Source organism: Pseudomonas sp. v388, assembly GCF_003935425.1.
Taxonomy (GTDB): Bacteria; Pseudomonadota; Gammaproteobacteria; order Pseudomonadales; family Pseudomonadaceae; genus Aquipseudomonas.
In genome coordinates, this window is the sequence record NZ_RHQN01000007.1 from 258,383 (window position 1) to 283,817 (window position 25,435).

The following is a 25,435-nucleotide window of genomic DNA, read 5'->3' on the forward strand; positions in this document are numbered from 1 at the left end:
CTGATTCCCTGACAGTTAGTTGCTGTTCAACTCGTAGTTCATGCCCAGCCCGAACGATTTCGCGAACGGCAGCAGCTGGGTGAAGTACAGGTTGACGCTATCCACCTTGTTGCCGACGGTGGACTTGGGAACGAACACGACATCGCCGCGCTTGAGTAGCACCGGAGCGGTCGGGCCGCCGGCGCCGGCCGAGAGCAACTGGCTGTAATCGAAGAAGTAGGTCTTGTAGAGGCCGTTGTCTTCCTGGCGCAGCAACGCAACCTTGGTCGCGTCGGCGTCCAGCGAGACGCCACCGGCGCCGATCAGTGCCTGGGCCAGGCTGCCGGCCACCGTGACCGGCAGGGTCACCGCGTTACGCACCGAGCCGCCGACGAACACCGTGTTGCCCGGCGACTGGGAGATGTTGATGGTCAGCGCCGTTTCGCGGTAGACGTCCTTGAGCTTGTCTTCCAGTACGTCGTTGAGCTGCTGCACGGTCAGGCCGGACGCCTTGACAGTGCCGATGTAGGGGTAGGAAAACGTTCCGTCGTTGAGCACCTGAAACAGCGTCAGCTCGTAGATGGAGTTGGCGGTGAACGCCGAGATCGACGGCGCCTCGCCAGTGTTGCGCACGATACGCAGGGTATCGCCGGGGCGAATCCGGTCGGCGGGCAGCGGCTTGCCGGCCAGCTCGCGACCGGCGGCTTCGGCCGCTTCGATCTGGGCGCGGTCGTCGGGCAGGCCGACCCGCGACGGGGTATTGCAGGCGCTCAGCAGCATTACGCTGGCGATGAGCAACACGCTCAAGCTTTTCATTGGTCCAAAACTCCTGTCATGCACGAATACGGCGCCCTTGCGGGTAAATCAATCATGTTGGCTGGTACTGCCTGGTCCAATGCGTATCGGTTCAGCGTGTCCCAATCTGATGGGCAAGGTCACGAGCTGCGACCTTGCCCCGTGTTGCCGTCAGCTCTTTACCGCTTGCGCGGGCACTCGTCCGTAAATGTCGGTGAAGCGCACGATGTCGTCCTCGCCCAGATACTCGCCGCTCTGCACCTCGATCATCACCAGGTCGATCACCCCCGGATTGACCAGCCGGTGCGTGTGCCCCGGCTTGATGAAGGTCGACTCATTGGTGTCGAGCTTGAATTCGCGCTCGCCGTTGGTGACCTCCGCCATGCCGCTGACCACGATCCAGTGTTCGCTGCGGTGGTGATGCATCTGCAGCGACAGCGACGCCTTGGGGCGCACCACGATGCGCTTGATCTTGAAGCGCTTGCCTTCCTCAAGCACCGTGTACGTGCCCCATGGCCGGGTGACGGTGCGGTGCAGGCGGTAGGCGTCGTGGCCCTGGCGCTTGAGTTCCTGGGCGATGAGCTTCACGTCCTGGGTGCGTGTGCCATCGGCCACCAGCAAAGCGTCGGGGGTGTCGATGATGATCAGGTTGTCCAGGCCCACGGCCCCGACCAGCCGCTTGGAATCGATGTAGCAGTTGGTCACGTCGTGCAGCACGGTCTGGCCATTGCACTGGTTGCCCTGAGGATCGGCCTTGGTCAGTTCGCGCAGGGCCTGCCAGGACCCGATATCGCTCCAGCCCAGGTCGCAGGGCACTACGGCGACTTTCTCCGAACGCTCCATCAACGCGTAGTCGATGGAGATGTCCTGCACGGCTTCGAAGGTCTCGCTGTCCAGCTCGATCTGCAATTCCTGACTGCCTTCTTTGCTCTGACTCAGCGCCAGGCACGCCCGGACCGCGTTCAACAGGTCCGGTGCGTAGGTTTCGAACTCGCGCAGCACGCTGTCGGCGCGCATGCAGAACATGCCGGCGTTCCACAGGTGGGAACCACCGTCCACATACGCCTGGGCGCTGGCCGCGTCGGGCTTTTCCACGAAACGCGCCACCTGATAACTCTGCTCGTTCAGCGCCTTGCCCTTTTCGATGTAGCCGAAACCGGTTTCCGGCTTGGTTGGCAGGATGCCAAAGGTCACCAGCCAGCCTTGCTCGGCCAGTTGCTGAGCCTGGGCGACCGCGTAAGAGAACGCCTGCACGTCTTCAATCAGGTGGTCGGCGGGAAGAATCAACAGCTGAGTGTCTTCGCCGTACAGCTTGCTGACATGCAGCGCCGCAGCGGCAACGGCGGCGGCAGTGTTGCGGCCGAACGGCTCAAGCAGGAAGTCGAGCTTGACCCGGCCTTTGTTCAGCTGGCGGTAGTCGTCGACGGTACGGAAATACACTTCCCGGTTGGTGACGGTGAGCAGGCGATCCACCGCCGGCAGGCCGGTGGCACGCTTGAAGGTTTTTTGCAGCAGGCTTTCGCCGTCGGGAAGGCGCATGAAAGGCTTGGGCATGGCTTCACGAGAGACCGGCCAGAGCCGGGTGCCGGAACCGCCGGCGATGATGCAGGGGATGAGATTGCTCATCAGTAAGCCTCACGAGTGAAGAGCACTGCCGGAACAGTGCGCATAAGGATGTAGAGGTCGAACCAGACGGACCAGTTTTCTATGTACTCAAGATCGAATTCGACGCGCTTTTCGATTTTTTCCACGGTGTCTGTCTCACCACGATAGCCATTGATCTGCGCCAACCCCGTGATGCCCGGTTTGACGCGATGACGTGACGTGTACTCCTTCACCGCTTGCTCGAAGAGAATGCCGGCCGCTTTCGTTGCGGTCGCATGGGGGCGAGGACCCACCATGGACATGGTGCCCAGTACCACGTTGAACAGCTGTGGCAACTCATCCAGGCTGGTTTTGCGGATGAAACGCCCGACCCGAGTGACCCTGGCGTCGCCCCGGATGGTCTGTGTTTCCGCTGTAGCATCGGCCTGGTGCTGATGCATGGAGCGAAACTTGAACACCTCGATCAGCCGGTTGTTGTAGCCGTAGCGTTTCTGACGAAACAGCACCGGCCCCGGCGAATCGAGTTTGATCGCCAGGGCGATCAGCAGCATGAATGGCGACAGGACCAGGATCGCCAGCGTCGACAGCACGATGTCCTCGGCCCGCTTGAAAAAGGGCGACCAGCCGCTGAGCGGCATGTCCGAGGCGTTGAACATCGGCAGCCTGGCGACTTCGGTGATGCGGTTGTGGGCGTGCCGGAAGGCGATCATGTCCGGCACCAGCAGCACGTTCACCGGCAAGCGGCGCAGCTCGCGGATGATGTAGTCCATGCGGTTTTCGGCCGTCCACGGCAGGGCGACCAGCACCTGGGTGACCTTTTCCTCGCGAATCAGGCGCTCCAGATCGCTGGTGTTGCCCAGCAGCGGGAGGTTGGCGACCGTCTTGGGCATGCGCCCGATACGGTCGTCGATGAAGCCCATCACGCCGGAGCGGATGTCCTGGTTGGCAAGCAGGTATTCGGCCAGGCGCAGGCCGTTTTCGGTTGCACCGAGAATGACCGAGTTCTGCAGGAAAGTGCCCTTGAGCATCTGCTGCCGGAACACCAGCAGCAGTATCAGGCGAAGCATCGAGAACAGCGCCAGGCTCGATACGTACCAGATCACCAGTTGATCGGCGGCCAGGTCATCGAACAGGCCCAAGGTCTGCTGCATGAACAGCAACAGGCCGAAGGCCGACGACCAGGCGAAGACGATCAGGCGCAGGCGCATGGAATTGCTGAACAGCGCTTCGGAGTAGACGCCCAGCGCCTGGAAAATCAGCACGCAGACGACGCCGAAGAACACCAGCGTGGCCAGAAAACTCCTAAAGCCTTCCGGCGTCTGGTCCTGCAGGAACAGCAAAATCACCACCCCGGGCAATATGCCGGCGATACCGTGAGCGAGGCGGATGCCGAACAGGAAATACTCGATGAGACTGGTACGTGTCAGCGAAAGACTGTCCACTGGTTGCAACCGCATAAAGCTCCCTCACTGCAGGTCGGCTACCGAGGCAGCGACTCAAGCTGTTCCAGAAAAAGTAGGCGAGCTGTCAAAAAAACAGCTTTTAATCAGAATGTTTCAGAGCGTAGTCAGGAACTTGTCACCGCGACCGTTTTTTTGAAACGGTCCAAACCTGCTGCTCATATCTGTATGTCGTCCGAATGAGGAACTTATTGAAGGTAATTCATCGATTTAATAGTAAATACATCCGAACGAGGGTGTGCCGAACAGTAAAGCTCATGAAACGAGCCTTGCAGCGCCGTTGCCGTGATTTTTCCGGAGCCGACAGGCGGTAAATATCTGCGTGGAGCCGCGTGGCCCTTTATCCACGGGGGTGAACGACTCGACTGCGGTTCTGAAAAAAAATCTTCGCGGGCTGGGGCCTTTTTCGTCCGTGGGGGGTCACATTCAGGCGCTGTATGAAAAGTGGCTGCGATCAGTAGGAAATCACTCTTCAGCACTGGCATGGACGAACGTCGCTCATCAGGCTTTTCTTACAGATCATTTTTGGAGGGGGTCATGACTCAACGCAGGGCAATTCTGATACTGCACGGCAAGCAATCGCTCAACGAAGAAGTACGAACGGCCGTCAAGGAAAAACGCGAGCAGGGCTGGGAACTGGACGTGCGCCTGACCTGGGAAGGCGGAGACGCACAGCGTCTGGTCCGCGAGGCGCTGGCCGCAGGGCACACGCAAATCGTAGCCGGTGGGGGCGACGGGACGTTGCGCGATATCGCCGAAGCCATCGCGCTGGCCGAGGAGCAGGCCAGCCTGACCATTCTGCCACTGGGCACGGCCAATGACTTTGCACGGGCTGCCGGTGTGCCGCTGGATGTGGCCCAGGCACTGGCGCTGCTGGACGTTGCGCCCACCCCGGTCGACCTGGGGGAAGTAGGCGGCAAGCTGTTTCTGAACATGGCCACCGGCGGCTTCGGCAGCCAGGTCACGGCCAACACCTCCGAAGACCTGAAGAAAGTGCTGGGCGGTGCCGCTTATCTGTTCACCGGCCTGACCCGGTTCAGCGAATTGCATGCCGCCCACGGCGAACTGACCGGGCCGGATTTTCACTGGCGCGGCGATCTGCTGGCGCTGGGTATCGGCAATGGCCGACAAGCCGGTGGCGGTCACCTGTTGTGTCCACAGGCCATGGCCGATGACGGCTTGCTGGATATCAGCATCCTGCCGGCGCCTCAGGAAGTGGTCGGCACCCTGAAAAGCCTGCTCGAAGGTGGCCTTGGCATCGACAACATGTTCGTCCGGGCGCGCCTGCCATGGGTGGAACTCAAGTCCGCCCAGGGGCTGGACATCAATCTGGACGGCGAACCGCTGTCGGGTGAAGACCTGCGCTTCGTCGCCCGGCCGGCGGCGATCCTGCTGCACCTGCCGACCGACTCAGCGGTGCTGGGCCGGCCCCGAGCGCTCAGTCATCCAGGCTGATGATGCGTTCGCGCACGCAGAACAGCACCAGCCCGGCCACATCGAAGATCTGCAGGCGTTTCATGATCTGAGCCCGGTGGGTTTCCACGGTCTTGATGCTCAGGTTCAGGCCGCTGGCGATTTCCCGGGTTGATTTGCCGCGCACGATCAGGCGCAGGATTTCCAGCTGCCGGGCCGTGAGGTTGTAATGTGCCAGCGGCGTCGCGCGGGCCGGCTGGTTGCCGCGCAGTGCACGGTTGATGACGGTATGGGCGATGGCAGGGCTCAGGTAACGCTCGTCGTTGCGCAGGGCGTTCAGCGCCTGCTCCAGTTCGGTGGCGGTGGCATCCTTGAGCAGGTAGCCGTGGGCGCCCATTTCCAAGGCACGCATGATGATGTCCGGATCGGTATGCATCGACAGGATCAGCACTTTGCTCAAGGGCTGGACCTTGAGCAGGCTTGCCAGCGCGTCCAGGCCGTTGGTTTCCTTCATGCTGATGTCCAGCAGAATGATGTCCGGGTTCAATTCCATGACAAGGGAGGGCAAGCGGGTGGCATCGGCGGCTTCGCCGACCACCGCATAGCCTGGGATATCCAATACCATGGCGCGCACGCCGGCCCTGATCAGTGAGTGGTCATCGATCAGCAGTAGATTGCAGGTCATTGAGGTTTCTTAATGGAAGTGGCGCGCTCGTGTTCGCGAGCAGGCCAGGGGAACACTATGTCGATGCGCGTGCCTTCGCCGGGGCTGCTGTAGAACGACCAGGAGCCGCCGAGCAAGGCGACCCGCTCAATCATCCCCGCCAGGCCGCGCTGGCCGTGACGCCCTGGATCGATGGCCGGTTCGAAGCCTGCGCCATCATCGCAGATGAATAATGACAGGCCGGCGGGCAGGCGTTGCAGGCGCACCAGCAGATTGCGGGCATGTGCGTGACGCAACATGTTGGTGACCGCTTCCTGGGTGATCCGGAACGCCGCAATGCTCATGTCATCGGGCAGTCCGGTCAGCCGTTGTGGGCATTCCAGGCTCCAGCGCACCTGACTGTCGGCCAGGGTGGTCAGCAGATGAGCCCGCAGGCTCGCTTCCAGCCCCAGGCTCGACAGCTGGCGCGGGTTGAGGATGGCCGACAGGTCGCGCACCTTGTTCAAGGTTTCTTCCAGAACACTGCCCAACTGTTCGCCATGAGCTTGAAGTTCGGCGGGCAGGCGGCGTTGCAGCCAGTCGTTCTGCAACCGGGCGGCGGTCAGCATCTGTCCGATGTCATCATGCAGTTCACGGCTGAGACGATGACGCTCGGTTTCCTGGACTTCCAGCATGCGTTCGGCCAGCTCGATGGGGCGCAACTGAATCAGGCGGCGCAGATACAGCTGCACGGCGCAGACGCTGGCGAACGTCACCATGTTGAACGTCAGCAGTGGTATGGACACTGGCTCTGCGGTCAATAACAGCGCGAGATTGGCCAGCCCTGCCACGGTGCACATGGCTGCCGTGAGCCATTGGGCCCGCCGGCTGTCGAAGCGCCCGGGCGTGGGAGATGGAGGGCTGGGGCGCATAAATGAATCGAATCACCGAAAGTCTTTGTCAATGACCGGACGGTATCAACGCCGGCCGCGTAGCAGTGATCAACTTAGATGCCTGCTTCGTTGCGTGTAAACAGCCAGACAATTAAGGACTGCATCTAAGGAGTCAAGGAAAACCGGAATTGTCCCGGCCGACTCGCAATCGTACCTTATTGACGCTGCGCATCCGTGCACAACTTTCGATATTAATGAAACTTCAGTTTGAATCGGTCGCAATGACCGACTCTGCATGCCGGGCATTACCGGCCTGATTCCACGGAGTGGCGATGCGTGACGGCGCCCATTGCCTCGGCAGGCGCCGAGGAGTCGTGGATTATTTCAGGACGCAGTCCGCCGTCGAGGTCGACGCACGGCAGACGCCGGCCAGTCGCTCCAACAGTTCCTGCTGTTCATCGCTGTCCATCGGCAACTCGCCGGTGCGTGGGTCGATGAGTTCGATTTGCCATGACATCAGGGTCAGGCAGCTTTTGAGGGTCGGCAGGGCGTCGGCACTACCGGTGCCGTTGGCCTTGAGCAGGCAGCCGAGCTGGCGCGAGAAGTCCGCGATGCACGCCACGGACGCCTGCTCGGCCTGGATGGTCAGGGTATCGAGCGTTGCCAGCAGGCACACGATGGCGTCCTCGTCGTCGCCAATCAGCTCCAGATGCGATATGCATTCTTCCGACTTATAGAGCAGCGCCTGGGACTCGGCCAGGAATCGTCCGTAAGTGTCGTGCCAATCGTTACTGTTCAGCATCCTGTCTCTCCACACATCTTGGGCAGCGAGTTAGTTCCACTTGCAGCGAACGGCTGACAGTTAACGTTGATTTGGAATGAAAGTCTGTAGGGTGTTTCTGAATTTAACTGGGTAGTGGCACTTTGATGTATTAGAGCCAGCCACTTGGCACTTGCAACTCGGGTTTTGCAACCCTGGCTCGAGTCAGTTCCGCGGATTTCGGCAGGTCGGCGGCCTGAGGCAGGTCGCCTCGACGGACCACCTGACAGCGAGGGTTGAAAAGCGGACACGAGCGTGACTCCATTCATGCAAATGAGAAAGGCGTCACAATAGTGGCAAATAGATGGGGAGAATATCAGGTCCGCCCCGATGGCTGCTCAGGGACACCCTTAGAAACGAAAAGTTCGTTTTTATTTTGCAGGCCGCACCGCGCTGGGCGATGGGTGACAGGGGACTTCAGTAAAGCATGATGTTAATCTGATATCAAATGCCGGCGGTCGGCGTATTTCCAGATTAAGGTCCGGCCTGTTCCAGCCGATACAACAAAGGCTGACTCATCGATCAACGCTTCAGGAGCTAAAATGGCTGGCATTCTCGACACGGTAGACCAACGCACACAGCTGGTGGGCGAGAATCGCCTGGAAATCCTCATGTTTCGCCTCGCGGGTCGGCAGCTGTTCGCGATCAACGTGTTCAAGGTCCAGGAAGTGCTGCAGCTCCCCAAGCTCACCCTGATGCCTCAGCGCCATTCCTACGTCTGCGGGGTGGTCAACCTGCGTGGCCAGACGCTGCCGGTAATCGACCTTTCCCAGGCAATCGGCATGCGTCCGCTGGTGCCGGGCCCCGGCAGCACCATCATCGTTACCGAGTACAACCGCTCGGTGCAGGCGTTCTTGGTCGGTGGTGTCGATCGCATCGTCAACATGAACTGGGACGCCATCATGCCGCCGCCGGCCAGCGCCGGTCGCCAGCATTACCTGACTGCGATCAGCAAGGTCGATGATCAGTTGGTGGAAATCATCGACGTCGAGAAGGTCCTGGCCGAAATCGTGCCGTACAACGCCAAGGTATCCCGTGAAAAGCTCGAAGACCCGGTGCTGGAACGCGCCCGCGGCCGCGAGGTTCTGCTGGTGGATGACTCCAAGGTCGCCCTGGCGCAGTTGCGCGACACGCTGTCCCAGCTGGGCCTGAAGTTGCATGTAGCCAGTGACGGTCTCAAGGCGCTCACGTTGCTCAAGTCCTGGGCCGACGCCGGTGAAGATGTGCACCAGAAACTGCTGATGGTGTTCACCGATGCCGAGATGCCGGAGATGGATGGCTATCGTCTGACCACCGAAATCCGCAACGATCCGCGCTTGCGTGCGCTGTATATCGTGCTGCACACCTCGTTGTCGGGCAGCTTCAACGAATCGATGGTCAAGAAGGTCGGTTGCGACAACTTCCTGTCCAAGTTCCAGCCCGACAAACTGGTCGAAGTGGTGCGTGAGCGCCTGATGATGATTCAGGACTGACCGCCGGCCTGATGGCTCGCCGAAGGCGGCTCGTATAAGCTTTGACTCTCATGTCTCGGCTGCACGCGCCGCTCAAGGAATAGCTCATGTTACGTCTCAGCGCCCTCTATCGTTTTCCCCTCAAATCCTGCAAGGCCGAAACCCTGCATCGCGCGGCGTTCGACGAGCTGGGGCTGGCGGGGGATCGTCGCTGGATGCTGGTCGATGCGACCAGTGGGCGCTTCCTGACCCAGCGCGTGCTGCCCCAGATGTCTCAGTTGTCGGTACTGTGGAATGCCGGCGGCGGGGTCACGTTCTCGGCGCCGGGCATGACGCCGCTGGACGTGCCCGTACCGGCCGACATCGAAGCCAATCTGCGCGGCATTACCCTGTGGCGCGATACCTTTCAGGTGCCTGATGCTGGCGAAGCCGCTGCGCAGTGGGCCTCTGAATTCATCGGCAAGCCTACCCGTGTGGTTCATGCTCCGTTCGAGCGAGCGCGTCTGCTGGCTGATGAAGTCGGCGCGGTGCATGACAAGGTGGCGTTCGCCGATGGCTTCCCGCTGCTGCTGATTGGGCAGGGTTCGCTGAATGAGCTGAATACGCGCATCGGCCGGCCCATGGAAATGCTCCGTTTCCGGCCCAATCTGGTGGTTGAAGGCGCCGAAGCGTTCGCCGAGGACGGCTGGAAGCGCATCCGGATCGGCGAAATCGAATTCCGTCTGGTCAAATCCTGCGCCCGCTGCATCCTCACCACCGTCGATCCTGCGACCGGCGAGCGCAGCGCCGACCGCGAACCCTTCACCACTCTCAAGACCTTTCGCGAGGTCGAAGGCGGCGTCATGTTCGGCCAGAACGTGGTCAGCGACGGGGTAGGGGAGCTGGAAGTGGGGATGCCGGTCGAAGTGCTGGAGTAGTTGCAGGTAACGGCGGTCAAGCCTTCGCCAGCAAGCTCCTGCAGATGTTGCGGCGCCCGCTGAAATCCTGGGAACCAGCGGGCGGCGATCCGCCTTGCTGGCGAAGAGGCCTTTTAGGGCGGCGCAAAGCTACCGCTTAAAGATCGTCGAAAAACCGCTCGTGCCAGTCCACCAACGGCTGCGGTGAGTTCAATTTCTGGCCATAGATTACCGAATACGACAGCACGTTCTGCACGTACTGACGGGTTTCGTCAAACGGAATGCTCTCGACCCAGACATCGAAGGCCAGATGGTTCGCGCCCTTGAGCCACTGACGCACGCGGCCGGGGCCTGCGTTGTAGGCAGCCGAGGCCAGCACCCGATTGCCATTGAACTGGCCGTGCACCGAACTCAGGTACGCGGCGCCCAGCTGGATGTTGGTGTCCGGGTCCAGCACCTGCTGCGGCGAGGCCAGCGGAATGCTGAATTTTCGCGCGGTTTCCTTGGCGGTGGCCGGCATCAACTGCATCAGGCCGCTGGCACCCACACCTGAACGTGCGTCGTCCATGAACGCGCTTTCCTGGCGGGTGATCGCGAATACCCAGCTCGAATGCAGGCCGCGGACGTTGGCCTCGCGCACCAGCGTTTCGCGATGGGCCATCGGGAAACGGATGTCCAGGTCGTCCCAATATTGCGCCTGGCTGATGGTGCGGATCGCCGGGAAATACCATTTCAGGTCATAGGCCAGCTTGGCCTGGGCGACCATTTCGTCGCGGTTGAACTGGCGGCTGACGTGATACCACTCACGGCGGCCGTCGACGATTTCTCCGCGATTGTGAAACTCCAGCGCCCGCTTCACGCCCGGCGTGTTGCGCACCTTGTTGATCAGCGCATTGCTGAGCACCAGCGGTTTGTTATTGAGGGAATACGCGGTCTTGGTGCGATCCGCGGCCAGGAATCCGTAGAAATCGCGTTCCTTGGCGACGTCCTTATACAGTGCAGGGATCAGCGGGTTGCTGGGCTGGGCAAGCTCCAGCGCCCGGGCTTCCCAGTATTTCCAGCGGTTGGTCCCGGCCAGGTCCGCAGGCAGGCGACGCGCCAGCTCGTAGGCGTCCTGCCAGCGGCCCAGACGCAGCAACAGGCGCAGGCGCCATTCGGTCACCGTGTTGTCGCGCAGTTCCGGGTCGTACCGGGTCATGACTTCCAGGGCGCGGCTGTCATAGCGGCGCGCCAGGGTCAGGCCGATTTCCTTGGCGATTTCTACCTGTTCTTCCCGAGAGAAGTGCATGGTCGCGGAATAGCCGTCGAGCATCGAAAGCGCTTTCTGCGGGTCCTGACGGGCCAGGCGACGCAGGCCGAGGCCGACCACGTCGGACATGGCCTCATCGACCGGCGCGAACTGTGCCGGGTTATTGATCATTTCCGGCTTCTGCGCCACCGCCAGCAGCAGTTTGCCTTGGGGTGCCAGGGAATTGAGGCTGTTGACCAGCGTATTGGCCAGGGTGAAATTGCGCGCCTGGGCGGCAAGCTTGGCGCGCTGCCAGCGTTTTTCTTCGGTCAGCTGGCCGGCCTTGGCCCATTGGGCGAAAAACACGTCGCAGGACGCAGGCAAGGTCTTGCTCGTCATCCATAGCTTTTCTGCACTGGCATAGCCTTCACTGCGCTTGTCGTTGTTCAGCAGGTACTGACCGTGCAGGCAGTCGAGTTCCACGAAGTTCATCTTCGGGTCGTAGTAGCGCTCGAAGGTCGCCCAATCGCCGCGTTCGGCCAGCCAGCGCAACCAGCGCAGTTTCATCCAGTTGGCCTGGGGCAGGTCGCCGTGGGCCGCCAGGAAGCGCTCGATCTCGGCGTTGCTCGCGGTCTTGAGGCGTGCAGTCAGTTCGTCGTATTGCAGATAGGGTTCCAGCGGGTAGTCGGCCAGCGCTGCACTGTACGTCCGGTATGGCCCGGTATCGCCCTTGGCCAGGGCGCGCTTGGCTTCATCGTAATACTGGCGCTGTTGGCTGATGTCGACCGCATGGGCGTACTGGACGGCGGAAGCGGAGAGGAGCAGGCATGAAACGAGGCTGAACAAACGACTGCGCATGAGACTTCCGGGCAGATGGGTCGTGAAAAGTGTCGCTAGCTTAGCCTTTTGCCAGTGCGGGGTGAAAGCACTCGCGATCACCGGGACGCATGCAGAAATAATTGCGGGTTATAAAGGAAAGCCCATGCGCCCGACGGCCCGGCACGAATGCCGACATCCGTCGGCTATCTCAGGTAGAATGCGCGCCCGGTTTTTGGAGAAGCTCATGACCCTGCTCAAATTCAGCGATGTGTCCCTTGCGTTCGGCGCCATGCCGTTGTTGGACAAGGTGTCCTGGCAGATCGCCCGTGGTGAGCGGGTGTGCATCATCGGCCGCAACGGCACTGGCAAATCCAGCATGTTGAAGCTGGTCAAGGGTGTTCAGAAGCCCGATGACGGCGCCGTCTGGCGTGCGCCGGGGCTCAAGATCGGCGAATTGCCCCAGGAATTGCCGGTGGCCGACGGACGGAGCGTCTTCGATGTGGTCGCCGAAGGCCTGGACGGTGTTGGCGAGTTGCTGGCCCAGTATCATCATCTGGCGCAGAACTGTGTCACCGAGGAAGACCTCAACAAGCTGATGCACGTGCAGCAGGATCTCGAAGCACGGGACGGCTGGCGCCTGCAGCAGCTGGTCGAAAGCACCCTGAGCCGTCTTCAGTTGCCGGCCGACAAGACCCTGGCCGAACTGTCCGGTGGCTGGCGCCGTCGCGTCCTGCTGGCCCAGGCGCTGGTTTCCGAACCCGACCTGCTGCTGCTCGACGAACCGACCAACCACCTGGACATCGGCGCCATCGCCTGGCTTGAAGAAGCCCTCAAGGATTTCCAGGGTGCCGTGTTGTTCATCACCCACGACCGGGCCTTCCTGCAAAGCCTGGCGACCCGCATTCTGGAGCTGGATCGTGGCGGCCTGATCGACTGGAACGGCGACTACGCCAGCTTCCTGGTCCACAAGGAAGCTGCGCTGGCCGCCGAAGAAACCGCCAACGCGCTGTTCGACAAGCGCCTGGCCCAGGAAGAAGTCTGGATCCGCCAGGGCATCAAGGCCCGCCGTACCCGTAACGAAGGCCGCGTGCGTGCTCTCAAGGCATTGCGCGTCGAGCGCAGCGAGCGTCGCGAGCGCACCGGCAAGGCCAACATCCAGCTCGATACCGCCGAGAAATCGGGCAAGCAGGTCATGACCCTGGAAAACGTCAGCTTCGCTCATCCGGGTGGCCCGACGCTGATCAAGGATTTCTCCATGGTCCTGCAGCGCGAGGATCGTATCGGCCTGCTGGGTGCCAACGGTACCGGCAAGACCACGCTGCTCAAGCTGATGCTCGACAACCTGCAGCCGACTCAGGGCAAGGTCGAAGTCGGAACTCGCCTGGACGTCGCTTACTTCGACCAGTTGCGTCACCAGCTCGACCTGGAAAAGACCGTGATCGACAACGTGGCCGAAGGTCGCGATTTCATCGAAATCGACGGTCAGAGCCGTCATGTCTTGAGCTATCTGGGTGACTTCCTGTTCAGCCCGCAGCGTGCCCGCACGCCGGTCAAGGCCCTGTCCGGTGGCGAGCGTGCGCGCCTGCTGCTGGCCAAGCTGTTCAGCAAACCGGCCAACCTGCTGGTCCTGGACGAACCAACCAACGATCTGGACGTGGAAACGCTGGAGCTGCTGGAAGAAGTGCTGTTGACCTTCAAGGGCACCGTGCTGATGGTCAGCCACGACCGGGCATTCCTCGATAACGTGGTGACCAGCACCTTGGTCTTCGAAGGCGAAGGCAAGGTCCGCGAATACGTCGGCGGTTACCAGGACTGGTTGCGTCAGGGCGGCTCGCCGCGCCTGCTGGGTGTCACCGACACCAAGTCGGGCAAGGCCGAGCTGGCCAGTGCGGTGGTTGAGGCGGCGCCGGTTGCGGCTCAGGAAATGCCGGTTGCCAAGAAGAAGCTCAGCTACAAGCTGCAACGTGAGCTGGAAGCGCTTCCCGGGCAGATCGACGCCGTCGAGTCGCAAATGGCGGCCCTGACTGCGGAAATGGCCGAGCCGGGCTTCTATCAGCGTCCTGCCGAGCAGACCACTGCCGTGCTGGCGCAGGTCGAAAGCCTGCAGGGCGAGCTGGATGGCTTGCTTGAGCGCTGGGCCGAGCTGGACGAGTAAGGTTCAGGCGCGGCAAAAAAAGCCCGGGCTTCCAGATAGGTGGAAGCCCGGGCTTTTCGCTGTTGACTGCTCAGGTCACTCAGGCTTTTTCAGGCGTACCGCCAGTACATCGCATGGCGCGCCGTGCAGCACGTCGTTGGCGGTCGAGCCCAGCAGCAGGGCCAGGCCGTGGCGACCATGGCTGCCGACCACGATCAGGTCGCAGTGCTGGTTCTTGGCCAACTGGTGGATTTCCTGGCGCGGCTGGCCGTAAACCAGGTGGCTCTCGCCGGCCTTGATGTCCGGGTACTTGATTTTCAGTTTCTCCAGCTTCTCCTTGGCCTGGTCGAACTGCTGTTGTTGCAGCTGCGACAGATCCATGGGGACGTCACCGCCGAAGGCCATGGCCATCGGTTCGACGATATGCACCATCGACAGCGTCGCGTCGCTGGCTTGCGCCAACTCACGGGCGCGGCGGATGACCGGGTCGCACTCTTCGGTGAGGTCTATGGCTACCAGAATGTGTTGATACGACATGAGGATGTCCTCCAGGAGGATTGCGATGGGAATGAGTATGGCTCTTTCGCGTGCATCTGGGCAAAGCCTGATGCAAGCCCTTGTTTTATTGATTGTTGTTTTCCAGAGAGCGAGTGGGGGCAAGAAATATGACGGTCTGGATAGTTCTGTCAATCATTTGTGTGATGTTGAGCCCTTTGGTCTGGCTTCGACCCTCGCGAGGTTCGAGCGGCAGAATGGCCTTGCGCATGGAAGCCCGACGCATGGGGCTGGCCATGCAACTGGCGCCTCAGGACTGGCCGCACTGGCTGTCCAGGCAGCCGCCGAGCCCCTGCGCGCAATATCATCGCCCTCGTCGCGGCAGCGAGCCCACGTGTTGGGCCTACTGGCAAAGTGAACCTGGGCTTTGGCTGAACCGCTGGCGTGAGCCGTGTGAGGACGCGGCGTTGCTGGCACAGTTCGCCACCTTGCCGACGGATGTCTTCAAGGTCGAAGCCGACGCGCAGATGATTGCCCTGTACTGGGGGGAAAAGGGGGAAGCAGAAGTGTTGCAGCGTATTAATGGATTGCTCAAGGCGCTGGCTTGAGGCCATTAGCTGGACCTGCAGCAAATCGCAGGCATTAAAAAGCCCGATAACAACATCGGGCCGGGGTTGGCCAGGCAGGCCGATAACGATTGTCGCTGGACGGTGCAACGCCGAATCGGCGGCCATGCGTGCCGGGGCAGGCATTGTCGAGCGCAGTGCGCTGACTCTAGCGGTTCTGCTCCGTTTTGTCGCGTTTTTCCCTTACTTATTTCCATCATGAACCGCAGCGGTGCAAAACCTGTCTCTGAGGCTGTGGCGGAATGCTGTCTGTAGGGCTGCGTTGAGCTTGCTCCCACGGGCCCGACGCTGCCACGGCCGTGCAGAGTTTTCCTCAGGCTTTGCATTATCACCCGCTTGAATGAAGACGAATCAGCCGCACCCGCAGCTGTTCGATTTGTCTGGTCATAACCATGATCGACCGTGTTTATTGATCTTTGCGCGAATTGACAATCATCCGATTTTGCCGGATGGTGTGCAGACCAAATCAAACGGCCGTATGAATCAAGTGTTTGGTCGTCAGACGGCTCTGACAGAATCCTGGCTACCACGTCGGCGGGTGTGCTGGTGATTTGGCGTGTTCATCGACGGCGACGTCGTAGTCTCACCGGACGTTAAGCCGGGTGAGTATTGTTCAGCTTCCATACTGTGGAGATCAGTTGATGATTTACGAAGGTAAAGCCATCACGGTTAAGACTCTTGAAAGTGGCATCGTCGAATTGAATTTCGACCTCAAGGGTGAGTCCGTCAACAAGTTCAATCGCCTCACTCTCAACGAATTGCGCCAGGCTGTGGACACCCTCAAAGCCGATGCGTCGGTCAAGGGCGTGATTGTCACCAGCGGCAAAGAAGCCTTCATTGTCGGCGCCGACATCACTGAGTTCGTCGATAATTTCAAGCTGCCGGAAGCCGAACTGACGGCCGGCAACCTGGAAGCCAACCGGATTTTCAGCGATTTCGAAGACCTCGGCGTTCCAACCGTCGTGGCCATCAACGGCATCGCACTCGGTGGCGGCCTGGAGATGTGCCTGGCAGCGGATTACCGCGTCATGGCCAGCACGGCGAAGATCGGTCTGCCGGAAGTGAAACTGGGTCTGTATCCCGGTTTCGGTGGCACCGTGCGCCTGCCGCGCCTGATCGGCGCCGACAATGCGATCGAGTGGATCGCCTCGGGCAAGGAAAACAGTGCCGAAGACGCCCTCAAGGTTGGTGCGGTCGACGCGGTGGTCGTTCCTGAAAAGCTCGCTGCCGCTGCGCTGGACCTGGTCAAGCGCGCCATCTCCGGCGAATTCGACTACAAGGCCAAGCGCCAGCCCAAGCTGGACAAGCTCAAGCTCAACCCCATCGAACAGATGATGGCCTTCGAAACCGCCAAGGGTTTCGTCGCCGGTCAGGCCGGGCCGAACTATCCGGCGCCGGTCGAAGCCATCAAGACCATCCAGAAAGCCGCCAACTTCGGCCGTGACAAAGCGCTGGAAATCGAAGCCGCCGGTTTCGTGAAAATGGCCAAGACCTCTGCTGCCCAGAGCCTGATCGGCTTGTTCCTCAACGATCAGGAGCTCAAGCGCAAAGCCAAGGGCTATGACGAAGTGGCTGCAGACGTGAAACAGGCCGCTGTACTGGGCGCCGGGATCATGGGTGGTGGCATTGCCTACCAGTCGGCAGTCAAGGGCACGCCGATCCTGATGAAGGATATCCGCGAGGAAGCCATTCAGTTGGGCCTCAACGAAGCGTCCAAGTTGCTGGGCAATCGCGTCGAGAAAGGTCGCCTGACACCTGCGAAGATGGCCGAGGCGCTTAACGCGATTCGTCCGACCTTGTCCTACGGCGACTTCGGTCACGTCGACCTGGTGGTTGAAGCGGTGGTCGAGAACCCCAAGATCAAGCAGTCGGTACTGGCCGAAGTGGAAGCGCAGGTCGGTGAGAGCACCATCCTGGCCTCCAACACCTCGACCATTTCCATCAGCCTGCTGGCCCAGGCCCTCAAGCGCCCGGAAAACTTCGTCGGCATGCACTTCTTCAACCCGGTGCACATGATGCCCCTGGTGGAAGTGATTCGCGGCGAGAAGTCCAGCGAAGCGGCGGTGGCGACCACCGTGGCCTACGCCAAAAAGATGGGCAAGAACCCGATCGTGGTCAACGACTGCCCGGGCTTCCTGGTCAACCGCGTGCTGTTCCCGTATTTCGGCGGGTTCGCCCGACTGGTCAGCGCCGGCGTGGACTTCGTGCGCATCGACAAGGTCATGGAACGTTTCGGTTGGCCGATGGGCCCGGCGTACCTGATGGACGTCGTGGGTATCGATACCGGCCACCATGGCCGTGACGTGATGGCCGAAGGTTTCCCGGACCGCATGAAGGATGACCGGCGTTCGGCCATCGACGTGCTCTACGAAGCCAAGCGCCTGGGTCAGAAGAACGGCAAGGGCTTCTACGCCTACGAGCTGGACAAGAAGGGCAAGCCGAAGAAGGTCAACGACCCGGCGGTATTGGACGTGCTCAAGCCGGTGGTCTACGAGCAGCGTGAAGTCACCGACGAAGACATCATCAACTGGATGATGATCCCGCTGTGCCTTGAAACCGTGCGTTGCCTGGAGGACGGGATCGTCGAAACCGCCGCCGAAGCCGACATGGGCCTGATCTACGGCATCGGATTCCCTCCGTTCCGTGGCGGTGCGCTGCGTTACATCGATTCCATCGGCGTTGCCGAATTCGTTGCCCTCGCTGACCAATATGCCGAGCTGGGTGCCTTGTACCAACCGACCGCGAAGCTGCGCCAGATGGCTGAAAACGGCCAGAGCTTCTTCGGTTAAGCGCCTTCTGAGGAATGAACGTATGAGCTTGAATCCAAGAGACGTCGTGATCGTCGACTTCGGTCGGACCCCGATGGGCCGCTCCAAGGGCGGCATGCACCGCAACACCCGCGCCGAAGACATGTCGGCGCACCTGATCAGCAAGCTGCTGGAGCGCAACCCCAAGGTTGACCCGGCGGAAGTCGAAGACGTGATCTGGGGCTGCGTCAACCAGACCCTGGAGCAGGGCTGGAACATCGCTCGCATGGCGTCGCTGCTGACCCAGATCCCGCACACCTCGGCCGCCCAGACCGTCAGTCGCCTGTGCGGCTCGTCGATGAGTGCCTTGCACACCGCCGCCCAGGCGATCATGACCGGCAACGGCGATGTGTTCGTCATCGGCGGCGTCGAGCACATGGGGCATGTGGGCATGATGCATGGAGTGGATCCGAATCCGCACATGTCGCTGTATGCGGCCAAGGCTTCGGGCATGATGGGCCTGACCGCCGAAATGCTGGGCAAGATGCACGGCATCACCCGCGAGCAGCAGGACGCGTTCGGCCTGCGCTCCCATCAGCTCGCCCACAAGGCGACCCTGGAAGGCAAGTTCAAGGACGAGATCATCCCGATGCAGGGCTATGACGAGGACGGTTTCCTGAAAGTCTTCGACTTCGACGAGACCATTCGTCCGGATACCACCCTTGAAAGCCTGGCTGCACTCAAGCCTGCCTTCAATCCAAAAGGTGGTACCGTGACCGCGGGCACCTCATCGCAGATCACCGACGGTGCGTCGTGCATGATCGTGATGTCTGCACAGCGCGCCCAGGACCTCGGCATCCAGCCACTGGCGGTGATCCGCTCGATGGCGGTGGCCGGCGTGGACCCGGCGATCATGGGTTACGGCCCGGTTCCGGCGACCCAGAAAGCACTCAAGCGTGCCGGTCTTGCGATCAGCGATATCGACTTCTTCGAGCTCAATGAAGCCTTCGCTGCACAGGCGCTGCCGGTGCTCAAGGATCTGAAAGTACTCGACAAGATGAACGAGAAGGTTAACCTGCATGGCGGCGCGATCGCCCTGGGTCATCCATTCGGGTGTTCCGGAGCGCGGATCTCGGGTACCTTGCTCAACGTCATGAAGCAAAATGGCGGGACTCTCGGGGTTTCCACCATGTGCATCGGGCTGGGTCAGGGCATTGCCACCGTTTTCGAACGGATCTGACACGTCGTGGTGATGCAGGCCGGGGCTTGAAGCCCCGGCTTTTGTATTTTGGGAAAACGGTAATTTTTACCATTTGTTTTGAAATTGTGTCTTGAGGTTGTCCCCCATGCAATTGCAACCAGGCGTCTACCGTCACTACAAAGGCCCGCAATACCGGGTGTTCAGTGTCGCCCGGCATTCCGAAACCGAGGAAGAAGTCGTGTTCTATCAGGCGCTTTACGGTGAATTCGGCATGTGGGTCCGTCCGTTGAGCATGTTCCTGGAGTCCGTCGAGGTTGACGGCGAACAGGTCCCGCGCTTTGCTTTGGTCCAGGCCGAGGCCAGCCTGTTTTCGCGTCCGTAAGTAGGGATGGCACAACAGCCTGTGCTTGACCTCACCTTGTAGCCACTATATATAGCGTGGCCTTTACATGCTCCACTCTGTCTTTCATCTAGTATTCAGGAATTTTCTGATCCATGGGCAAATCGCTGGTCATCGTGGAATCCCCGGCTAAGGCCAAGACCATCAACAAGTATTTGGGCAACCAGTACGTGGTGAAGTCGAGTATCGGCCATATCCGAGACCTGCCCACCAGCGGTTCGGCAAGCGCTGCCAAAGAGCCTGCCGCCAAGCGTGGCAAGGCCGCTGCCGGTGAAGGTCCGGTGCTGACGCCGAAAGAAAAGGCGCAGCGTCAGCTCGTGTCGCGCATGGGGGTCGATCCGGAACACGGCTGGAAAGCCAAGTACGAAATCCTTCCCGGCAAGGAGAAGGTGATCGAAGAGCTGCGCAAGCTCGCCAAGGATGCCGACACCATCTATCTCGCGACGGACTTGGACCGCGAAGGGGAAGCCATTGCCTGGCACCTGCGCGAAGCCATCGGTGGCGATGACAGCCGCTACAAGCGCGTGGTGTTCAACGAGATCACCAAGAAAGCCATCCAGGAAGCCTTCTCCAAGCCGGGCGAGCTGGACATCGCGCGGGTCAACGCCCAGCAGGCGCGCCGCTTCCTTGACCGCGTCGTGGGCTACATGGTTTCGCCGTTGCTGTGGCAGAAGGTTGCGCGTGGTTTGTCCGCCGGCCGTGTGCAGTCGGTTGCGGTGAAGCTGGTGGTCGAGCGCGAGCGTGAGATCCGTGCCTTCAACCCTGAAGAATACTGGGAAATCCACGCCGACCTGGGCACCGCCAAGGGCGCCAACGTGCGCTTCGAAGTGGCCCGTGAAAACGGCGAGGCGTTCAAGCCGCTCAATGAAGCGCAGGCCATGGCTGCCCTGGAAAAGCTCAAGGCGTCCAGCTACAGCATCGTCAAGCGTGAAGACAAGCCCACCAGCAGCAAGCCGTCGGCGCCGTTCATTACCTCCACTCTGCAACAGGCCGCGAGCAATCGTCTGGGCTTCGGGGTGAAGAAGACCATGATGATGGCCCAGCGACTGTATGAGGCGGGCTACATCACTTACATGCGTACCGACTCCACCAACCTGTCCGCCGACGCGGTGAGCATGGCGCGGGACTACATCGAGTCCCAGTTCGGCAAGAAGTACCTGCCGGAAGCGCCGATCGTCTACAGCAGCAAGGAAGGCGCGCAGGAGGCCCACGAAGCGATTCGTCCGTCCGACGTCAACACCGATCCGGCCAAGCTGTCGGGCATGGAACGTGATGCAGAGCGTCTGTACGAGTTGATCTGGCGCCAGTTCGTGGCCTGCCAGATGCCGCCGGCGCAATATCTCTCGACCACGGTCAGCGTTGCTGCCGGCAGTTTCGAACTGCGCGCCAAGGGCCGCATTCTGAAATTCGATGGTTACACCCGCGTCCTGCCGCAAATGACCAAGCCGGGTGATGACGGCGTGCTGCCGGACATGGTCCAGGGCGAAAACCTGAAGCTGGTCAAGCTCGACCCGAGCCAGCACTTCACCAAGCCACCGGCCCGCTACTCCGAAGCCAGCCTGGTCAAGGAAATGGAAAAACGCGGGATCGGCCGTCCGTCGACGTATGCGGCAATCATCTCGACCATTCAAGACCGTGGCTACGTGGCGTTGCATAACCGCCGTTTCTACTCGGAAAAGATGGGCGATATCGTCACCGGACGTCTGTCCGAGAGCTTCTCCAACCTGATGGACTACGGCTTCACCGCCGGAATGGAAGAGAACCTCGATGATGTGGCTCAGGGCCAGCGTGACTGGAAGAACGTGCTGGACGAGTTCTACGGCGATTTCAGCAAAAAGCTGGAGGTAGCCTCGGCGCCCGACAGCGGCATGCGTGCCAACCAGCCGGTCATGACCGATATTCCGTGCAAGACCTGCGGCCGTCCGATGCAGATCCGCACGGCTTCCACCGGCGTGTTCCTGGGTTGCTCGGGCTACAGCCTGCCGCCGAAAGAGCGCTGCAAGGCCACTATCAACCTCACGCCCGGCGACGAAATCGCTGACGATGACGAAGGTGAGTCCGAGTCGCGGGTTCTGCGCGGCAAGCATCGTTGCCCGATCTGCAGCACGGCGATGGATGCCTACCTGCTGGACGAAAAGCACAAGCTGCACATCTGTGGCAACAACCCGGATTGCACTGGCTACGAAATCGAAGAGGGCACCTATCGCATCAAGGGCTATGAAGGTCCGAGCCTGGAGTGCGACAAGTGCGGCAGCGAGATGCAGCTCAAGACCGGCCGCTTCGGCAAGTTCTTCGGCTGTACCAACCCTGAATGCAAGAACACCCGCAAGCTGCTCAAGAGCGGCGACGCGGCGCCGCCGAAAATGGACCCGGTGAAAATGCCGGAGCTCAAGTGCGACAAGGTCGACGACACCTATATCCTGCGCGATGGCGCGTCGGGTCTGTTCCTGGCCGCCAGCCAGTTCCCGAAAAACCGCGAAACCCGTGCCCCGCTGGTTATCGAGATCCTGCCGCACAAGGCCGAGATCGATCCTAAGTACCACTTCCTCTGTGAAGCGCCTGCAAGGGATCCGGACGGTCGGCCGGCAGTCATTCGCTACAGCCGCAAGACCAAGGAGCAGTACGTACAGACCGAAGTGGAAGGCAAGCCGACCGGCTGGAAGGCGTTCTACGACGGCGGCACCTGGAAGGTCGAAGACAAGCGCTGACCGCGGGCGTCCGGCATGCGTGCCGGACGCCACGGTTGCGTGGCGGTTCCCAGCTTCTATGCTCGTTGTATCCGTTCGCCTTGGAGGGACTTCTCATGGCTCATGAGCTCTATACCCGTACCAATCAGAAGATCTATTTCGCGGGACTGGCGCTCGAAGCCCTGGGCCGGGCGGAAAAGGGGCAGGCGATGAATGCCCAGGCGCTGTTACAGGCCGAGCGGGAGTCGGCACTGTTCCATCTGTATGGCGCGCTGCTGGGACTGTGTCACGAAATTGCCGGGTACTATCGCTTGCCGCAGGCTGGAGCGCCGCGTGCCGAGTTATTGCTCAATCAGCAAGTGCTCGACGCGTTGGCGATTCCGGAACTTGGAGAGCTTGTCGAGCTGGCGCAGCACCGGGAAACCTGGCTGGCACAATTGCTGGCCGCATACAACGCTCTGTTCGAGCCGCCGCGTGCGCCGCTCAAGCCCAAGGGTGACGTCACCCAGCCGATGATCGTGGCGGTCAACCTGGACGCCGAGCCGGAGGCCGAACTGACCCGTGAGCAACTGGAAGACTGGCGTCAGCAGCTGAAGACGCTGGCTATCCGTTTTCGTGAGGGTCTGAGTGAGTGCTAGAGTTCGTCTGAAAGACATTAAACGTAGCGTTCATAGGCTTAAAAGCCATGATCAACTTGTGTACAGGCTGGTACAATGCTCGCCTTTCGCGGAGTACTTGTCCTGATGCCTACGTCTTTTCTTGAAATTGTCGAATTACCCGATGGCCGTATCGAGCTGCGTCGCGCGGATGATGAAGGGTCGCTGGTGACGCTTGATTTCTCCGATGACGCCAAGGCCTTCATGCAGGGCCAGCATGTCGAAGTGGCCAAGGCCATGTTGAGCGTGGGCGTGCAGATGGCCGGGCGACTGGCGGATGGCGAAATCGACAAGGACGACGAGTCCGGGCCGCGCGTCCTGCACTGATGCTGCCGGAGTGATCGCCCGGCGGGCTGTTAGCCCAGCCGGATATTCAGGCTTTGTGCATCACCGATTCTTGCCGCACTGACCAACTGTTGACGCGCCGCCGAAGCGAGCGGGTTGATCCAGCTGACCACCGTATGACTGCGTCCCAACCTGAGTGCTTCCCGTGTCAGCTCCAGCGCGCTTTGCGTGCCGCGTGGCTGCAACAGGAGAATTCGCTCACGGTTCAGGCCGGCGTCCCGTAACCACGCTTGTGTAAGGCTGGCGGGTGGGGCAATCAGCGTCAGCCAGCGTTCGTTGGCTTCTTCGCTCAATTCCCGCAGGACTGGCGCCAGCAGGCTCAGGCAGTTCCCGGCCGCACCGCGTAATGACAACTCACTGAACACATCCGGCTGGGTGCTCCAGGGCGTATCGACGACCTCGGGAAGTATCGGGGCGATTGGCTGGGCCAAAAACGCCTCGAACAAGGGAAGTTGCGCTTGCGATGCTTGATGGAACTGCATAAACGTCTCCTCAGCGGCGTATCACGCCGACGCTCAAACCTTCGATCACCAGTTCCTGATCCTTCAGGTCGACTTCAATGGGGGCGAAGTCAGGGTTTTCCGCCAGCAGCCAGACCTTGCTGCCTTCACGCTTGAAGCGCTTGACCGTGACTTCGTCGCCGATCCGGGCCACCACGATCTGGCCGTTGCGGGCTTCGCGGGTGGTGTGCACCGCGAGCAGGTCGCCATCGAGAATGCCGATGTCCTTCATGCTCATGCCGTGCACGCGCAGCAGGTAGTCGGCATTGGGATGAAAGAAGCTCGGGTTGATGTTGCAGGATTCTTCGATATGCTGCTGGGCCAGGATCGGCGCACCGGCGGCGACGCGGCCGATGATCGGCAGGCTGCTGTCATCGGGCTTGGCTTCGAAGCCGGGAATGCGTATACCTCGCGACGCACCGGGAGTCATCTCGATGGCGCCTTTGCGGGCCAGTGCCTTGAGGTGCTCCTCGGCGGCGTTGGGCGACTTGAAACCCAGCTCCTGAGCGATTTCCGCACGGGTGGGCGGGTAGCCGTTGTCTTCAAGGCAACGTTTGATGAAGCCCAGGATTTCAGCCTGGCGTGGCGTCAGTTTGATCATGATGAGCGCTCTGTCTTTTTATACAGTGACTGGGATTATATACAGTGGAAGCGCATTGGCAATCGTCCATTTCATTTTCACTGCCCGTCGGTCGACTGGGAGGAGTCGAACGGCATGACGAGCTGACGTTGCATTCCATCGTTCAGCAGGTGAAACAGTGACCGTGCGGCCATAAAATGAACAGGTAAGCTTGACAACCATCCCGCCTGATACGTATGTTTCAAACGTTCGTTTGTTAGGCAGAGAGCCATGGCACAGTCGGAAACCGTTGAACGCATTCTTGATGCCGCCGAGCAGTTGTTCGCCGAGAAGGGCTTTGCCGAAACTTCGCTGCGGCTGATCACCAGCAAGGCGTCGGTGAACCTGGCTGCCGTGAACTATCACTTCGGCTCCAAGAAGGCGCTCATCCAGGCCGTGTTCTCGCGGTTCCTCGGACCTTTCTGCGCCAGCCTCGATCGCGAGCTTGAGCGCCGCCAGGGCAAGCCGGATCACAAGCCGACTCTTGAAGAACTGCTGGAAATCCTCGTCGAACAGGCGTTGGTGGTGCAGCCGCGCAGCGGCAACGACCTGTCGATCTTCATGCGCCTGCTGGGTCTGGCGTTCAGCCAGAGTCAGGGCCACTTGCGGCGTTACCTGGAAGACATGTACGGCAAAGTGTTCCGCCGCTACATGACCCTGGTCAACGAGGCCGCTCCGAACATTCCGCCCATAGAGCTGTTCTGGCGCGTGCACTTCATGCTAGGTGCCGCCGCGTTCAGCATGTCCGGCATCAAGGCGCTGCGTGCCATTGCCGAGAATGATTTCGGCGTTCATACCTCCATCGAGCAGGTCATGCGCCTGATGGTGCCGTTCCTGGCCGCCGGGATGCGCGCCGAGACCGGCGTCACCGACACGGCCATGATCGCCGCGCAGCTCAAGCCGCGCAGCAAAGCCAGCGCCGTCGCACCCCAGGCCGTCAAGGCCTGACGCCTGGCGCCGAGCAGGCGATTGCACCCGGCGTCACGATCAAGCACCATGCGCGCATTTGATTACGGCACTGGT

Annotated in this window: 22 protein-coding genes; 12 read left to right on the top strand and 10 right to left on the bottom strand. The window is 60.8% G+C overall.

What is annotated here, in order from left to right; all coding sequences use genetic code 11:
* Positions 1 to 15: 15 nt before the first annotated feature.
* The 3 genes from EGJ27_RS17995 to EGJ27_RS18005 form a co-directional block, all read right to left on the bottom strand.
* A complete protein-coding gene (locus EGJ27_RS17995; RefSeq protein ID WP_125832088.1) occupies positions 16 to 795 on the bottom strand; it encodes a polysaccharide biosynthesis/export family protein in 780 nt (259 codons plus the stop codon).
* Positions 796 to 945: 150 nt separating this feature from the next.
* The gene (locus tag EGJ27_RS18000; RefSeq protein WP_125832089.1) at positions 946 to 2,400 is read right to left on the bottom strand and encodes a mannose-1-phosphate guanylyltransferase/mannose-6-phosphate isomerase; all 1,455 of its coding nucleotides are present in this window, start codon (positions 2,398 to 2,400) and stop codon (positions 946 to 948) included.
* Positions 2,400 to 3,836, bottom strand: coding sequence for an undecaprenyl-phosphate glucose phosphotransferase (locus EGJ27_RS18005; RefSeq protein ID WP_125832090.1), 1,437 nt, complete (start codon positions 3,834 to 3,836; stop codon positions 2,400 to 2,402). The genes EGJ27_RS18000 and EGJ27_RS18005 overlap by 1 nt, the downstream gene beginning before the upstream one ends.
* A 540-nt stretch (positions 3,837 to 4,376) precedes the next feature.
* Between EGJ27_RS18005 and yegS the strand changes: the two genes are divergently transcribed.
* The gene (gene yegS, locus EGJ27_RS18010; RefSeq protein ID WP_125832091.1) at positions 4,377 to 5,294 is read left to right on the top strand and encodes a lipid kinase YegS; all 918 of its coding nucleotides are present in this window, start codon (positions 4,377 to 4,379) and stop codon (positions 5,292 to 5,294) included.
* Here yegS and EGJ27_RS18015 read toward each other — a convergent pair.
* The 3 genes from EGJ27_RS18015 to EGJ27_RS18025 form a co-directional block, all read right to left on the bottom strand.
* On the bottom strand, positions 5,278 to 5,937 hold the full coding sequence (locus EGJ27_RS18015; RefSeq protein WP_125832092.1) for a response regulator transcription factor: 660 nt from the start codon (positions 5,935 to 5,937) through the stop codon (positions 5,278 to 5,280). The two genes, yegS and EGJ27_RS18015, sit on opposite strands and share 17 nt — an antisense overlap.
* A complete protein-coding gene (locus tag EGJ27_RS18020) occupies positions 5,934 to 6,827 on the bottom strand; it encodes a sensor histidine kinase (RefSeq protein WP_125832093.1) in 894 nt (297 codons plus the stop codon). The genes EGJ27_RS18015 and EGJ27_RS18020 overlap by 4 nt, the downstream gene beginning before the upstream one ends.
* Before the next feature lie 340 nt (positions 6,828 to 7,167).
* Positions 7,168 to 7,590: a hypothetical protein gene (locus EGJ27_RS18025; protein ID WP_125832094.1), complete on the bottom strand. Its 423-nt coding sequence runs from the start codon at positions 7,588 to 7,590 to the stop codon at positions 7,168 to 7,170.
* Positions 7,591 to 8,150: 560 nt separating this feature from the next.
* On the opposite strand from EGJ27_RS18025, the gene EGJ27_RS18030 reads away from it, so the two are divergent.
* Complete coding sequence (locus tag EGJ27_RS18030; protein WP_125832095.1) at positions 8,151 to 9,080, top strand: chemotaxis protein CheV; 930 nt, start codon at positions 8,151 to 8,153, stop codon at positions 9,078 to 9,080.
* An 86-nt stretch (positions 9,081 to 9,166) separates the two neighbouring features.
* The gene (locus EGJ27_RS18035) at positions 9,167 to 9,976 is read left to right on the top strand and encodes an MOSC domain-containing protein (RefSeq protein WP_125832096.1); all 810 of its coding nucleotides are present in this window, start codon (positions 9,167 to 9,169) and stop codon (positions 9,974 to 9,976) included.
* A 136-nt stretch (positions 9,977 to 10,112) separates the two neighbouring features.
* Here EGJ27_RS18035 and EGJ27_RS18040 read toward each other — a convergent pair whose 3' ends face one another.
* Positions 10,113 to 12,041, bottom strand: a complete 1,929-nt coding sequence (locus EGJ27_RS18040; RefSeq protein ID WP_125832097.1) for a transglycosylase SLT domain-containing protein — start codon at positions 12,039 to 12,041, stop codon at positions 10,113 to 10,115.
* Positions 12,042 to 12,246: 205 nt separating this feature from the next.
* On the opposite strand from EGJ27_RS18040, the gene EGJ27_RS18045 reads away from it, so the two are divergent.
* A complete protein-coding gene (locus EGJ27_RS18045) occupies positions 12,247 to 14,157 on the top strand; it encodes an ATP-binding cassette domain-containing protein (RefSeq protein ID WP_125832098.1) in 1,911 nt (636 codons plus the stop codon).
* Between the two features lie 75 nt (positions 14,158 to 14,232).
* On the opposite strand, the gene EGJ27_RS18050 is transcribed toward EGJ27_RS18045, so the two are convergent.
* Positions 14,233 to 14,673 carry a universal stress protein gene (locus tag EGJ27_RS18050; RefSeq protein WP_125832099.1) on the bottom strand — a complete coding sequence of 147 codons (441 nt, stop codon included), beginning with the start codon at positions 14,671 to 14,673 and terminating at the stop codon, positions 14,233 to 14,235.
* 128 nt (positions 14,674 to 14,801) lie between these two features.
* On the opposite strand from EGJ27_RS18050, the gene EGJ27_RS18055 reads away from it, so the two are divergent.
* From EGJ27_RS18055 to EGJ27_RS18085, 7 genes are all read left to right on the top strand, one after another.
* A complete protein-coding gene (locus EGJ27_RS18055; protein WP_125832100.1) occupies positions 14,802 to 15,239 on the top strand; it encodes a hypothetical protein in 438 nt (145 codons plus the stop codon).
* A 659-nt stretch (positions 15,240 to 15,898) separates the two neighbouring features.
* Positions 15,899 to 18,046, top strand: coding sequence for a fatty acid oxidation complex subunit alpha FadB (gene fadB, locus EGJ27_RS18060; RefSeq protein ID WP_125832101.1), 2,148 nt, complete (start codon positions 15,899 to 15,901; stop codon positions 18,044 to 18,046).
* Between the two features lie 22 nt (positions 18,047 to 18,068).
* Positions 18,069 to 19,244: an acetyl-CoA C-acyltransferase FadA gene (gene fadA, locus EGJ27_RS18065; RefSeq protein WP_125832102.1), complete on the top strand. Its 1,176-nt coding sequence runs from the start codon at positions 18,069 to 18,071 to the stop codon at positions 19,242 to 19,244.
* A 106-nt stretch (positions 19,245 to 19,350) separates the two neighbouring features.
* A complete protein-coding gene (locus tag EGJ27_RS18070) occupies positions 19,351 to 19,587 on the top strand; it encodes a DUF1653 domain-containing protein (protein ID WP_125832103.1) in 237 nt (78 codons plus the stop codon).
* A gap of 113 nt (positions 19,588 to 19,700) precedes the next feature.
* Entirely contained in the window at positions 19,701 to 22,313 is a 2,613-nt protein-coding gene (topA, locus tag EGJ27_RS18075; protein WP_125832104.1) for a type I DNA topoisomerase, read from the top strand.
* 95 nt (positions 22,314 to 22,408) lie between these two features.
* The gene (locus EGJ27_RS18080) at positions 22,409 to 22,930 is read left to right on the top strand and encodes a DUF6586 family protein (protein ID WP_125832105.1); all 522 of its coding nucleotides are present in this window, start codon (positions 22,409 to 22,411) and stop codon (positions 22,928 to 22,930) included.
* A gap of 105 nt (positions 22,931 to 23,035) precedes the next feature.
* Positions 23,036 to 23,275: a hypothetical protein gene (locus EGJ27_RS18085; RefSeq protein WP_125832106.1), complete on the top strand. Its 240-nt coding sequence runs from the start codon at positions 23,036 to 23,038 to the stop codon at positions 23,273 to 23,275.
* Positions 23,276 to 23,304: 29 nt separating this feature from the next.
* Here the strand turns inward: EGJ27_RS18085 and sulA are convergent, their stop codons facing one another.
* Together sulA and lexA are read right to left on the bottom strand one after the other, a co-directional pair.
* Complete coding sequence (gene sulA, locus EGJ27_RS18090; protein WP_125832107.1) at positions 23,305 to 23,775, bottom strand: SOS-induced cell division inhibitor SulA; 471 nt, start codon at positions 23,773 to 23,775, stop codon at positions 23,305 to 23,307.
* A gap of 10 nt (positions 23,776 to 23,785) precedes the next feature.
* On the bottom strand, positions 23,786 to 24,394 hold the full coding sequence (lexA, locus tag EGJ27_RS18095) for a transcriptional repressor LexA (RefSeq protein WP_125832108.1): 609 nt from the start codon (positions 24,392 to 24,394) through the stop codon (positions 23,786 to 23,788).
* A gap of 249 nt (positions 24,395 to 24,643) precedes the next feature.
* Here lexA and EGJ27_RS18100 point away from each other — a divergent pair, with 249 nt between their 5' ends.
* Positions 24,644 to 25,360 carry a TetR/AcrR family transcriptional regulator gene (locus EGJ27_RS18100; RefSeq protein ID WP_125832109.1) on the top strand — a complete coding sequence of 239 codons (717 nt, stop codon included), beginning with the start codon at positions 24,644 to 24,646 and terminating at the stop codon, positions 25,358 to 25,360.
* The last annotated feature ends 75 nt before the right edge of the window (positions 25,361 to 25,435 follow it).

What these genes read in the sequence shown, in the direction of transcription:
- EGJ27_RS17995 (WP_125832088.1), bottom strand. Translation starts at nt 795, where the DNA reads ATGAAAAGCTTGAGCGTGTTGCTCATCGCCAGCGTAATGCTGCTGAGC.
- EGJ27_RS18025 (WP_125832094.1), bottom strand. Translation starts at nt 7,590, where the DNA reads ATGCTGAACAGTAACGATTGGCACGACACTTACGGACGATTCCTGGCC.
- EGJ27_RS18045 (WP_125832098.1), top strand. Translation starts at nt 12,247, where the DNA reads ATGACCCTGCTCAAATTCAGCGATGTGTCCCTTGCGTTCGGCGCCATG.
- EGJ27_RS18005 (WP_125832090.1), bottom strand. Translation starts at nt 3,836, where the DNA reads ATGCGGTTGCAACCAGTGGACAGTCTTTCGCTGACACGTACCAGTCTC.
- fadB (WP_125832101.1), top strand. Translation starts at nt 15,899, where the DNA reads ATGATTTACGAAGGTAAAGCCATCACGGTTAAGACTCTTGAAAGTGGC.
- sulA (WP_125832107.1), bottom strand. Translation starts at nt 23,775, where the DNA reads ATGCAGTTCCATCAAGCATCGCAAGCGCAACTTCCCTTGTTCGAGGCG.
- EGJ27_RS18015 (WP_125832092.1), bottom strand. Translation starts at nt 5,937, where the DNA reads ATGACCTGCAATCTACTGCTGATCGATGACCACTCACTGATCAGGGCC.
- EGJ27_RS18080 (WP_125832105.1), top strand. Translation starts at nt 22,409, where the DNA reads ATGGCTCATGAGCTCTATACCCGTACCAATCAGAAGATCTATTTCGCG.
- EGJ27_RS18040 (WP_125832097.1), bottom strand. Translation starts at nt 12,041, where the DNA reads ATGCGCAGTCGTTTGTTCAGCCTCGTTTCATGCCTGCTCCTCTCCGCT.
- topA (WP_125832104.1), top strand. Translation starts at nt 19,701, where the DNA reads ATGGGCAAATCGCTGGTCATCGTGGAATCCCCGGCTAAGGCCAAGACC.
- EGJ27_RS18100 (WP_125832109.1), top strand. Translation starts at nt 24,644, where the DNA reads ATGGCACAGTCGGAAACCGTTGAACGCATTCTTGATGCCGCCGAGCAG.
- EGJ27_RS18050 (WP_125832099.1), bottom strand. Translation starts at nt 14,673, where the DNA reads ATGTCGTATCAACACATTCTGGTAGCCATAGACCTCACCGAAGAGTGC.
- EGJ27_RS18070 (WP_125832103.1), top strand. Translation starts at nt 19,351, where the DNA reads ATGCAATTGCAACCAGGCGTCTACCGTCACTACAAAGGCCCGCAATAC.
- EGJ27_RS18055 (WP_125832100.1), top strand. Translation starts at nt 14,802, where the DNA reads ATGACGGTCTGGATAGTTCTGTCAATCATTTGTGTGATGTTGAGCCCT.
- EGJ27_RS18085 (WP_125832106.1), top strand. Translation starts at nt 23,036, where the DNA reads ATGCCTACGTCTTTTCTTGAAATTGTCGAATTACCCGATGGCCGTATC.
- EGJ27_RS18020 (WP_125832093.1), bottom strand. Translation starts at nt 6,827, where the DNA reads ATGCGCCCCAGCCCTCCATCTCCCACGCCCGGGCGCTTCGACAGCCGG.
- fadA (WP_125832102.1), top strand. Translation starts at nt 18,069, where the DNA reads ATGAGCTTGAATCCAAGAGACGTCGTGATCGTCGACTTCGGTCGGACC.
- EGJ27_RS18030 (WP_125832095.1), top strand. Translation starts at nt 8,151, where the DNA reads ATGGCTGGCATTCTCGACACGGTAGACCAACGCACACAGCTGGTGGGC.
- EGJ27_RS18035 (WP_125832096.1), top strand. Translation starts at nt 9,167, where the DNA reads ATGTTACGTCTCAGCGCCCTCTATCGTTTTCCCCTCAAATCCTGCAAG.
- lexA (WP_125832108.1), bottom strand. Translation starts at nt 24,394, where the DNA reads ATGATCAAACTGACGCCACGCCAGGCTGAAATCCTGGGCTTCATCAAA.
- EGJ27_RS18000 (WP_125832089.1), bottom strand. Translation starts at nt 2,400, where the DNA reads ATGAGCAATCTCATCCCCTGCATCATCGCCGGCGGTTCCGGCACCCGG.
- yegS (WP_125832091.1), top strand. Translation starts at nt 4,377, where the DNA reads ATGACTCAACGCAGGGCAATTCTGATACTGCACGGCAAGCAATCGCTC.